At 62.3% G+C, this 10,910-nt stretch carries 8 protein-coding genes; 3 read left to right on the top strand and 5 right to left on the bottom strand.

All coding sequences use genetic code 11. From position 1 onward, the window contains the following. The 3 genes from QQ992_RS14535 to QQ992_RS14525 form a co-directional block, all read right to left on the bottom strand. Positions 1-636: a 4Fe-4S single cluster domain-containing protein gene (locus QQ992_RS14535; RefSeq protein WP_286110025.1), complete on the bottom strand. Its 636-nt coding sequence runs from the start codon at positions 634-636 to the stop codon at positions 1-3. A 2-nt stretch (positions 637-638) separates the two neighbouring features. After that, positions 639-2,471: an AAA family ATPase gene (locus QQ992_RS14530; protein WP_286110024.1), complete on the bottom strand. Its 1,833-nt coding sequence runs from the start codon at positions 2,469-2,471 to the stop codon at positions 639-641. A gap of 288 nt (positions 2,472-2,759) precedes the next feature. Further along, the gene (locus QQ992_RS14525; RefSeq protein WP_003253946.1) at positions 2,760-3,674 is read right to left on the bottom strand and encodes a LysR family transcriptional regulator; all 915 of its coding nucleotides are present in this window, start codon (positions 3,672-3,674) and stop codon (positions 2,760-2,762) included. A 206-nt stretch (positions 3,675-3,880) separates the two neighbouring features. Here QQ992_RS14525 and QQ992_RS14520 point away from each other — a divergent pair, with 206 nt between their 5' ends. The 3 genes from QQ992_RS14520 to QQ992_RS14510 all read left to right on the top strand — a co-directional run bounded on the left by QQ992_RS14520 (position 3,881) and on the right by QQ992_RS14510 (position 8,151). After that, positions 3,881-4,903, top strand: a complete 1,023-nt coding sequence (locus QQ992_RS14520) for a zinc-dependent alcohol dehydrogenase family protein (protein ID WP_105947728.1) — start codon at positions 3,881-3,883, stop codon at positions 4,901-4,903. Positions 4,904-5,419: 516 nt separating this feature from the next. Then, positions 5,420-6,799: a hypothetical protein gene (locus tag QQ992_RS14515; RefSeq protein WP_286110023.1), complete on the top strand. Its 1,380-nt coding sequence runs from the start codon at positions 5,420-5,422 to the stop codon at positions 6,797-6,799. Continuing rightward, the gene (locus tag QQ992_RS14510) at positions 6,799-8,151 is read left to right on the top strand and encodes a GntR family transcriptional regulator (protein ID WP_286110022.1); all 1,353 of its coding nucleotides are present in this window, start codon (positions 6,799-6,801) and stop codon (positions 8,149-8,151) included. Before QQ992_RS14515 ends, QQ992_RS14510 begins: the two co-directional genes overlap by 1 nt. 64 nt (positions 8,152-8,215) lie before the next feature. On the opposite strand, the gene QQ992_RS14505 is transcribed toward QQ992_RS14510, so the two are convergent. Both QQ992_RS14505 and QQ992_RS14500 read right to left on the bottom strand, forming a co-directional pair. Continuing rightward, complete coding sequence (locus QQ992_RS14505; RefSeq protein WP_286110021.1) at positions 8,216-9,517, bottom strand: MFS transporter; 1,302 nt, start codon at positions 9,515-9,517, stop codon at positions 8,216-8,218. A 66-nt stretch (positions 9,518-9,583) separates the two neighbouring features. Then, on the bottom strand, positions 9,584-10,897 hold the full coding sequence (locus QQ992_RS14500) for an L-fuconate dehydratase (protein ID WP_105947724.1): 1,314 nt from the start codon (positions 10,895-10,897) through the stop codon (positions 9,584-9,586). Positions 10,898-10,910 lie beyond the last annotated feature (13 nt).

Genomic DNA, 10,910 nt, shown 5'->3' with positions numbered 1-10,910 from the left:
TCAGTGGCGGTGCGCGCTGGTGCGAACCTGATGGCCTTGCGCGTTCAAAAGGTCGCGCAGACGCAGTACGTCGTCACGCCGAGGGATCCCTGCCATCCACACGCTGCCGTTCTCGTCGAACATGAGGTCGAGGGCCTGGTCGGCGGGTTGCAGGGGGCGCTGGTAGCTGGTCAGGCGCTCATGGCCGAGCGGGGTCAGCAAATTCAGGCGCTGATTGTCGCTGCCGCGCAGCGCCAGGGATTGTTCGCTGCGCTCGTCGAAGGGGTCGCTGATCAACGCATCGATCAGACCTTCGGCTTGTTGCAGCAGTGGTTGCAGGTGTTCCAGCGAGTAGCCGCTGTACACCAGAATGTCCAGCGGGGTTGACTGGCGCAGCCCTTGTAGCAGAACGAGCAGGGCCGGGAACTGGTCGAAGGGTTCGCCGCCCGAGAGTGTGATGCCTTCGGCCTCTGCCAACCAGGGGGTCAGTTGCTCCAGCAGTTGTGCGATGCCCACGCGGCGCTTGCTTGGCCCCCAGGTGTCAGCGGATATACACCCCGGGCAGCGGATGCTGCAGCCCTGAAACCAGATGCCCAGGCGACGACCTGGGCCGAGGGTGGTGACGGGGAAGTGCACACGGGACAGGCTCAGCTCCATGGTCAGCGACGTTCCAGGGTCAATCCGCCGACTCCCAGTCGGCTGATGGTGAAATGCTCGCCAGGTTCCGCGTCCTGGTCGAACAGGGCCCGCGCCAGCGGGTTGAGCAGATGCGCTTCGAGTTGGTTGCGAATACCACGGCCGCCATTGGACAGGTCACGCAGGCACAGGGCGTGCAACGCTTGGCGCGCCTCAGGCGTGATGGCCACGTGCAGTTCCTGCTGTTGCAGGTCCTTGAAGGTGGCCTCGACCATATGTTCGAAGATCTGCTGGCCAACCTCTTCACGAATGAAGTCGAAAACGATGACATTCTCGCCGATACGGTTGAGAATTTCCGGACGATTGAGCACCAGCTTGAAGTGCCGGTCGACCTCGCTGTGGACTTTCTCCCGGACCTGCTCATAGGGCTCACCCGGCAGCACGTTGGCAACGCGCTCTCCGTTATCTCCCAGGCGGTAGATGCCCAGGTTGGAGGTGAACACGATCAGCGCCTCGGAGAAGTACACCCGCTCACCGCGCCCGGAGGTCAGCACGCCATCGTCGAGAATCTGCAGAAACTTGTCGAGGATACGCGGGTGGGCTTTTTCGATTTCGTCGAACAGCACCACGCTAAAGGGTTTCTCGCGAATCGCGTTGGTCAATTCGCCACCGACGTCGTAGCCGACATAACCAGGAGGTGCACCAATCAGACGCTGGTCGGCATGCTCGGCGCTGAACTCCGACATGTCGAAGCGGATATACGCGCTTTCGTCGCCGAACAGCAGGCTGGTGATGGTTTTGGCCAGTTCGGTCTTGCCCACCCCGGTGGGGCCGGCGAGGAAGGCCACGCCACGCGGGCGGTTGCCTTTGCGGCTGGCGCCGACGCCGGTCATCGCCCGCTTTACGATGTCGAGCATGTGGGTCACTGCGTGATCTTGGCCTTTCACCCGCTGGTGAACCAGCTCGTCGCCCTGGCGGATGCGCTGGCGGTCAATGCGCAGCCAGGGGTCCTCGGTGACTCCCACTTTATATCGGCGTACGGCATCGGCGATCTGCACCATGGCCACACCTTCCACCCGTGCGAGTTGCGCGATGGCGCTGAGGTCGAGCAGCAGCAGGCCCTCGGTGTTCTGCACAAAGGCGTCTGCAGCCTGGGCGATGGCGTCCTGGCTCGCCTCTTGGCTACCGGCGAGCCCCTTGAGCAAGGCGGGGGCCAGAGCGCGGCGGGCCAGCTGGTCGGGCTTGGAGACCGGTATGTGGCGGATACGTGGATTGTCGACCAGCAGCCAGTCAGGCAAGTCGCCTTCTCTTTCCACTAGCCACAGCAGCGTATTGAAGAAGGGTTTACGCGTTTGTGGCTGTGGCCGGCTGCGCGCCTGGTGGGCATGCACCAGTGCCTGGGTGAACAGTTGGTGTTCGGCCGCGCTCAGAGCATCGTTACGAACCGCCAGACGCGAGGCGAAGTCGATTATTAGGGCAACCGGCGCATCGGTGCGGGCCAACAGCCGCTGCACGGTTGCCGCGAGCAGATCGATGCCGGCAGGCGCAGCACCGTTCACTGGGGTCAGGCCGAGTTCCTGAAGTAGAGTCAGGCCGGGTGCCGGGTCGCTGCCGGGCCTGCCAAGCACGCGAAAGCCCGCCACTGGGTCCCAAGCCAGCACGTGGCTATAGCCGGTGTCGAGCAGCACGTCGCACAGGGCCTTGTTGAAACTCTGGGCCGTGATTGTGCCTGGGGCGACCTCGCAGGCCTGGAGGTCGCGGATATTGCCAGACAGCACGAATTGGCTTTTCAGTGGCAGGAAGCGTACGAGATCACGCATCCAGCGGGGCGGTTGATACGTTGTAATCCCTGACATGATCAACTCGTATAGGTTGTATTCTTGGCAGGGTATTGTTCCTTGCGCGTATTTTCCAGTATCGCTGTCTGAAAACTCAGCGTGTTGGATGGCAGCAGTTCATGGAGGCTTGGCGATTTCCCGCATACCTCACACATGAGCGGCGATCCTCGGGTGTGTTTTGCAGTAGTCAAAGACTGTCGCAATTTCCAGATGTTCGTTGGCAATGGTCCAGCATGAAGGTGTCACAGGCATGCAGGGTGATCTTGCAACCGTGCCAGAAGCAGGCTGTAGAGAGTTTCAGGATAGTTACAGACTATCCGGATCCCCAAAGAACATTTGGATCCTCGACCGCAACCACCGCTCCGCCGGGTCGTTATCCTGCGCTCCACGCCAAGCCATGTGCAGTTCGAAGCTGCGCACGGGTATCGGCAAGTCCTCGGCACGCAAACCACCCGCCGCAGTCAGCGCATCGGCCGTGTAGTCCGGCACCGTGGCCACGATATCCGTGCCCGCCAGCAAGCTCCCCAGCCCGTTGAACTGCGGCACCGCCAGCACCACATGGCGCTTGCGACCGATTTCTTCCAACGCTTCGTCGATAAACCCGGAAAGGTCCCCGGCAAACGACACCAGTGCATGCGGTCGGGCACAGAAGTCGTCCAGGGTGATGCTGCCGGGCACGCTGTCGGCCCGCAGCAGTTTCGGCATGCTACGGCGCAGTACTTTGCGCTTGGCGTTGGCCGGCAGTTCGCTGGTGTAGCTGACGCCCACCGAAATCTCGCCCGAAGCCAGCAACGTAGGCATCAGCAGGTAATTGACCCGTCGCACCACCAGCACGATACCCGGCGCTTCCGCGCGAATGCGCTTGAGCAACTGTGGCAGCAGGGCGAACTCGGCGTCGTCCGACAGGCCGATGCGGAAGACCGCATTGCTGGTGGCGGGGTCGAATTCGGCCGCGCGGCTGACCGCCGTGGAAATGGAGTCCAGCGCCGGCGACAGCAGGGCGAAGATCTCGTGGGCCCGCGCCGAGGGCTCCATGCTGCGCCCGGTGCGCACGAACAGCGGGTCGTCGAACAGGTTGCGCAGGCGCGACAAGGCCGCGCTGATAGCCGGTTGGCCGAGGAACAGTTTTTCCGCGGCACGGGTCACGCTGCGCTCGTGCATCAGCGTTTCGAACACGATCAGCAGGTTGAGGTCTACGCGACGCAGGTCGTTTCGATTCATCGGTGCGCTTCGCCTAAAGTGGGGCAGGGGTGAATCTTAAGGCCAAAGGCTGTTACCCTGCACGGGTTTAGGGGGACCAATTGCAGGGAAAGTGAGGTGCCCAATCGATGACAAGCATGTCGACTATTAATGACCGCTGATGGTCTAACCGGTAAAGCCCGGATAGAGTCAGTGGTAATTAGAGGTTCACAAAGGCGAGGTATGCGATGTCCCGCATGATCCGTTTCCACAAGTTCGGCGCTGCCGATGTGCTCCGTTGCGAGGAGCAGGCCGAACCGTCACCCGCTGCCGACGAGGTTCAGATCCGCGTCCAGGCGGTTGGCGTCAGCTGGTATGACGTGCTTTGGCGCCAGAACCTGGCGCCGTCCCAGGCACGGCTGCCTGCGGGGATCGGCCACGAAATGGCCGGGGTGGTGACGGCGGTCGGTGAAGGGGTAGAAGACATTGCCGTCGGTGATCGGGTTGCCAGCTTCCCGGCTACCAGTGCCAACGACCACCCGGTGTATGGTGATGTCATTGTGCTGCCGCGTTCAGCCATTACCCGCTACCCGGATGTACTTACCCCGATCGAGGCCAGCGTGCATTATACGCCGCTGCTGATCGCCTATTTTGCCTACGTCGACCTGGCGCGGGCCAAGGCCGGGCAGACTGCGCTGGTCACCGATGCCAGCCATTGCGCCGGCCCTGCCTTCGTGCAGCTGGGCAAGGCGTTGGGGCTGAAAGTGTTTGCGGCCACCAAGGAAGCGGAGCAACGTGAGTACCTGCTGGGCCTGGGCGCCGACAAAGTGATTGTCACCGAAGAGCAGGACTTGCTGCTGCAGGTCGGCAAGTACACCGATGGCCGCGGCGTGGACATGGTTCTCGATGGCATGGGCGGCCCGCAGATGTCGCTGCTGGGCGATGTGCTGGCACCGCGTGGCAGCCTGGTGCTGTATGGCCTGCAAGGCGGCAATCAGACGCCGTTCCCGGCGTGTGCGGCTTTCCAGAAGAACATCCAGTTCTATGTGCATTGCATCGGCAACTTCACCGGCAAGCCAGAGCTTGGCATCAGCCAGGACCAGGTGGCATTGCAGCGCGCCTTGCGCGACATCAACCAGTTCACCGCCGACCAGTTGCTGACACCGCAGATCATCAAGGTGTACCCGTTCGAGCAGGTGGTAGAGGCACATCGCTACATGGACCAATGCCCGTGCGGCGGGCGGGTGGTGCTGGACATGGCACAACACTGACGGTTGCATGCGTTACTGGAAAACCCGGGCGAGCCCCGGGTTTTTTTGTGCCTGCGGGGTGGGGTTGAAACATTAAAAATAGGAACGTTCCTACAATTTAATGTGACAACTACTACATCTAAGTGGGGTGGTTTTTAGTTGTCGGAAATATTCCGCCAAATAATCTGGCTTGAACGCATTCGCCTTGCGCTTCAATGTGCGCTAGTACTTCTGGTGAATGGTTTTTTTACCGCGATCTGTATCTTCAATTCGCTCTGCATCCCTCGATAATGGCCCGGTAGTAGTTTGCGCAAGGAGCGTGAAATGAGCATGGCTATGCCTAGGCCAGGGCAATGTGTGTTAGCGATAGGTCATCGTGGCGGAGGGCTTGTTTCGATGGCTTGGCGACAGTGAAGGGTTACGTCATTACTTCCATTTGATTGTAAGAAATTTCTTCTGGGTAAGTTTGGCGCAGGTTCAAGCTCAATGCAGTGGGCTCGGCATGTGTCGGCTGAATGAAGTGGGTGAGGTGATTTCGTGACAGCTATTCACGACCAGGCAATGCATTACGTCTACGAACAAGTGCTTGAACGCTTGCTGGGCCACATGTCACAGGCGCAGCGTGCTTCTCTGCAGTTGCTGATACAACGGCTGCTGGTGGCGGCGGGAGGGCTCGAGTATATCGGTACCTTCCGCTTGCAGGTGTTGCAGGGCAGCGATCGCCACAGTGCCAGGCTGTTGGCGATGCTGCGTGCCGCACAATTGAGTATTGCCCTGCGTGCGCCGGTAACCTTCCAGCTGCGGGTGCTGGTGGTCAGCTTGCCGGTTGCGGACAGCGCCAGGCTGGACGCGCACGAGCGTAGCTTCAGCGCACTGTTCATGCAGGATGACCCCCGGGTGCAGTTGCAGATGATCGAGGGTGGCGCAGTGGTGCCGTTTCGCCGCCAGCCCTCGGCCAGGCCCGAGCGGTGGGCACTGGCGAAAGACGCTTTGTTGATGTTCGGCCACCTGGTCGACGCCAGGCCTGAAGCCTTGCTGGGTAGCCGTCTGCACCTGGAGCTGGCGGGGGCCATAGGTTTTGCGCTGCAGGCACAGGCACCTGCCGATGCATTGGTCACCGCCATACCCGGTGCCCAGCGGCGCCGATACCTGGCATGGGCCCGGCGTAACCTGCGCCTGTCCGGCGAGCGCGGCCCGTATGCGATGCACCAGTGCCTGGCGGTGCTGGCCCAAGGTCTGGGCCGGTTGCATGGGGTTGTCGGGGGCGCCCCCAATAGCCAGCCGGCATTGGGCGACGCAGCGGAAAGGGAGATGGTGCGGCTGATTGCCCTCGATGACCTGCTACCGTACGTGGTCGAAGCACAGTCGCTTGATAGCATGCTGGATTGTAGTATCGAGAACGCCCCAGGTGCCTGGCCACTGTCGGCATTCGTCGATCCGCAAGCCACGGCACAGTTGCATGAACTGCGTGCACGCAGCCTGGATCCTCAGTCCAGCCGCCCCGCGTTGCGCCTGGCCGGGCAGTCTGGCGGTAGCAAGCAACACGAAATACATCAGTCGCAACTCGGCAAAACCTACGGCCTCAATCAGACGCAGCTGGTGTGCTTGCTATTCAGCCCTTTTGCCCGGCAAGGGAAGAACCTCGAACGTTTCCTGCAATGCCGGCATGCCGATATGTTGGTGGCGTTGCCGTACCTACACAGGGCGTTGCAGGGCAAACCCTGCCCAGATGCGGTGAAAGCCTGGCTGGTGAACACCAGTGGCCTGCCGCTGGTGCAGTTGCGGGCGATTTATAGCGGGCAATTGCCGTTGACCGCGTGGCGCCTGCTGAACAATCTGGCCCGTCGCGACGTGCACTTGAGGTTGATGCCTCGGCAGGCGCTGGGGCTGAGGTGTGGTTTTGCGGGGTTGTCCTGATGGGGCGAGTGGCCCCCGGCGAGTTCGCGTATCGCCAGGTATATCGCTACCTGGAAGCCATGATCGATCAGGCGGCAAGCGGTGGCCCGTGCCGCTTGCCGTCACTGCGCACACTGTCCCGACGGCTGCGGGTGTCGTTGGCAACCGTGCAGAGCGCCTACAGCCTGCTGGAAGAGGAGGGCCGCGTACGCTGCTTGCCGAGATCGGGTTATTACGTACAACACGCCGGCAAAGTGCAAGCGCTGACCACGCCCTGCCTGCCACCCCCCGTGCAACCGCTGCTGGAGCGTGCCCTGTTTGGCCACGAACGGCGTTTCGCCCGCCAGCGTGACCGCAGCGTGGAGCCCTGGGGGGCACTTGGCAGCACCCGCCTGCGCAGTGCGTTGGCAGAACGCTATACCCGTTCTTCCAGCCAGTACTGGTGTCGCGATGACGTGCAACTGGCACCTGATGTACCGGCGTTGCTGGAGACGCTGCTGGTGGCGTTGGCCTTGCAGGGCGGTACCGTGCTGGTGCATTCACCCTGTTGCGGGCAAGTGCTGCGCGCCCTGACGCGTGCAGGCATGCGTGTGCTGGAGGTGCCACCGGATGCCCGTGGTAATCCGGACCTGCACACCTTGGCCACGCTGCTGGGGAGCGAGCCTGTAAAGATGCTGGTCATGCCATCGTGCCTGGGCATGCCGCAAGGGCGGCTGGTTTCGCCTTACTATCAGCAACAGCTTGGTCTGTTGCTGGGCCAACACCCTGTTTGGCTGTTGGAAAACGATCTGGACAGTGAGCTCTGTTACAACGGGCCGCCCAAAAAGCGCCTGCGCGATTGGGTCGACCCGCGCTGGCTGCTGGTGATGGGCACGTTCGAGTCCACGGTCGGGGCCGAAGCACCGTATGCCTATTTGTTGAGCAAAGACACCGTGCTGGCCAAGGCGTTTGCCGAACGCGCGTTTCGGCTTGCGCCACTGCGTCTGCAGGCGCTTGCGCACATGCTCGGCAAGGGGGAAATGGACGTACAACTGGTACACCTGCGCACAGACCTGCAAAGGCGCACTCACGGCCTGGCGCATGTGCTTGAGCTGCAATTTGGCCAACAGGTGAGGTTTGAGATGCCGCAAGGTGGGCACATGCTGTGGGTTTGCTTTCGCCAGCCGCTGGTATGGGAGCGTGTCGCCGCAGCCTTGGCAGGTTCAGCGTTGCATGCGCTGCCTGGCGAGCAGTTCTGCCTGCAGGGGCGTTACCCGCAATACCTGGCGTTGGTGTGGCCGGGCGGGCTGCCGGACGACCTGCACCAAGCGGTGGAGCGTTTGGCATTGGCGCTGGAGCAAGGCTGCCGGCGCCGTGCTCGCCTTTCACATTGAAATTGAAGTGCCTGCAAGTGCAGCACAGGGCTGCGCTTGCAGGCGGTGCAGGCGTGCGTATTGCTCAGTGTTGTTCCTGCCCCTGGCGCAGGCGGGAGCTGACCAGTGCCGCCACTACCAGCAACGCAGCAATGATCCACAAACCGTTGCGGGTGCTGCCGGTGGCCTGCTCGATGAGCCCCATTACCGAAGGCCCGACGAAGCCGCCAAACAGGCCACAGGTGGTAACGAAGGCCAGGCCGGCCGCCAGCGCATTGCCGCTCAGGCGGCTGGAGGGGAAGACGAAGATGATCGACTGCACCACGAACAGCATCAGCGCCGTCAGGGAGAACCCGATCAGGCCAACGAACGAGTTGGCCAGCGAGGCCAGCAGCAGCCCGGTCGCCATGGTCAGCAGGCCGAAGAACAGCAAGGTGCGGCAGCGGCGTGGTGAGGTGGCCAGCCGTGGGAAGGTGGCGGCACCGATGGCGGCGGCAACCCATGGCACGGCGGTCAGCAGGCCGACCTGGAAAGGCGATAGCGCAGCGTATGTGCCGATGATGCCCGGCAAGAAGAAAATCACCGTGTAGATGGTGATCTGGTGCACGAAGTACACCACGATCGCCAGCCAGATCTGCCGGTCGCGGAACATCTGCCCCAACTTGCTTTGCTGCGGCGCGGCAGCCCGCTCCGCCGCCAGGCGGCGTTCGATATCCTTGGCATCGGCGGCCGACAGCCAGGGCGCCGACGCGGGGCCGTCCGGCAGCTTCTTCCACACCACGAAGGCCAAGGCCACGGCGGGCAGGCCCTCGAGCACGAACAGCCATTGCCAGCCGTGCCAGCCGAGTACGCCGTCCATTTCCAGCAGGGCACCGCCCAGCGGCCCGCTGAGGATATTGGCCAGGCACACGCCCAGCAGGAAATACCCCGTGGCACGGGCACGTTGTTCGCGGTCGAACCAGTAGGTCAGGTACAACATGACACCCGGGAACAGGCCCGCTTCGGCTACGCCCAGCAACAGGCGCATGATGTAGAACGAAGTTTCACCCTGGACGAAGGCCATGCCCGCCGAAAGCAAACCCCACGTAATCATGATACGTGTGATCCAGAAGCGCGCGCCCACCCGATGCATGATCAGGTTGCTGGGCACTTCGGCCAGCGCATAGGTGAGAAAGAACAGGCCGGCACCCAGGCCGTACGCCGCTGCCGAAAGGCCCAGGTCGATGCCCATGCTGGCTTTCGCCAAGGCGATGTTGGTGCGGTCAAGAAAGCTCATCACATAGACGACGATGAGCAGTGGCATCAATTTGCGCAACAGCAGGCCGTTCAGGCGCTGCTCAGTGGTGGCGGCAGGGGCCGAAGCCGCTGCACGGGTGAGGGTTGTCATTGTTTTTTTCCCCGTGAAATGTGCTGGTGACGTGCCGCGTAACCGCGACACGCCAAGGTCTGTGGGTCAGGAGCGGTTGATGTCGAGCCACACGGCGCCGTTGGGGTACTGGTAGCGCTCCAGGGTTTCAGCGTGCATTTCGATGCTGTAGCCCGGGCGTTGTGGCGGCATGTAGCGCCCGCGGCGGATCACCACCGGGTCGATGAAGTGCTCGTGCAGGTGGTCGACGTACTCCAGCACCCGGTTGTGCAGCGAGGCAGACACTGCGATGTAGTCGAACAGGGCGATGTTCTGCACATATTCGCACAGCCCGACACCACCACCGTGCGGGCACACCGGTACGTCGTACTTGGCCGCCATCAGCAGCACGATCAGCACCTCGTTCAGGCCGCCCAGGCGGGCAGCGTCCAACTGGCAGAAGTCCAGCGCACCGGCCTGGAACATTTGCTTGAACATGACACGGTTGTGGCAATGTTCACCGGTGGCCACGCCAATTGGCGCGATGCGTTGGCGAATGGTGGCGTGGCCGAGAATGTCGTCCGGGCTGGTCGGCTCTTCGATCCACAGCGGTTCGAAGGCGGCCAGGCGGCGCATGTTGGTGATCGACTCCTCGACCCCCCACACTTGGTTGGCATCCATCATCAGGGTGCGCTCCCAGCCGATTTCGTCGCGCAGGATACTGGCGCGGCGAATGTCTTCTTCCAGGTCGGCGCCGATCTTCTGCTTGATGTGGGTCCAGCCATCTTCCACGGCCTCGCGGGCCAGTTTGCGCATTTTCTCTTCGCTGTAGCCTAACCAGCCTGGCGCGGTGGTGTAGCCGGGGTAGCCTTCACGCAGCATCTGTGCCTCGCGCTGGGCTTTGCCTGGCGCCTGGCGTCGCAGCAGGGCAATGGCTTCTTCGGGGGTGAGCACGTCGGTGACATAGCTGAAGTCCAGGCAGCGCACCAGTTGCTCCGGCGTCATGTCGGCCAGCAGTTTCCATACGGGCTTGCCTTCGTGCTTGGCCCACAGGTCCCACACGGCGTTGATGATGGCGGCCGTGGCCAGGTGGATCACGCCCTTTTCCGGGCCCAGCCAGCGCAGCTGGCTGTCGCTGACGGTAAAGCGGTGCCAGAAGCCGCCCATGTCGGCGGTGATTTCATCAAGGGTGAGGCCGACGATCAACGGCGCCAGTGACTGCACCGCGGCCGCGCATATCTCGTTGCCGCGGCCGATGGTGAACGTCAGGCCGTGGCCTTCGAGGGCCTCGGCGTCGGTGTGCAGCACCACATAGGCGGCAGAATAGTCGGGGGCGCTGTTCATGGCGTCTGAGCCATCCAGCGACAGTGAAGTGGGGAAACGGATGTCACGTACGCTGAGGTGGGTAATACGAATGCTCATGGTCGGCTCTTGT

Origin of the sequence: Pseudomonas kurunegalensis (assembly GCF_030291635.1) — a bacterium.
In the GTDB taxonomy this organism is placed as follows: Bacteria; Pseudomonadota; Gammaproteobacteria; order Pseudomonadales; family Pseudomonadaceae; genus Aquipseudomonas; species Aquipseudomonas monteilii.
The sequence above is the reverse complement of the archived record's forward strand: the minus strand, read 5'-3'. Positions and strand labels throughout refer to the sequence as shown.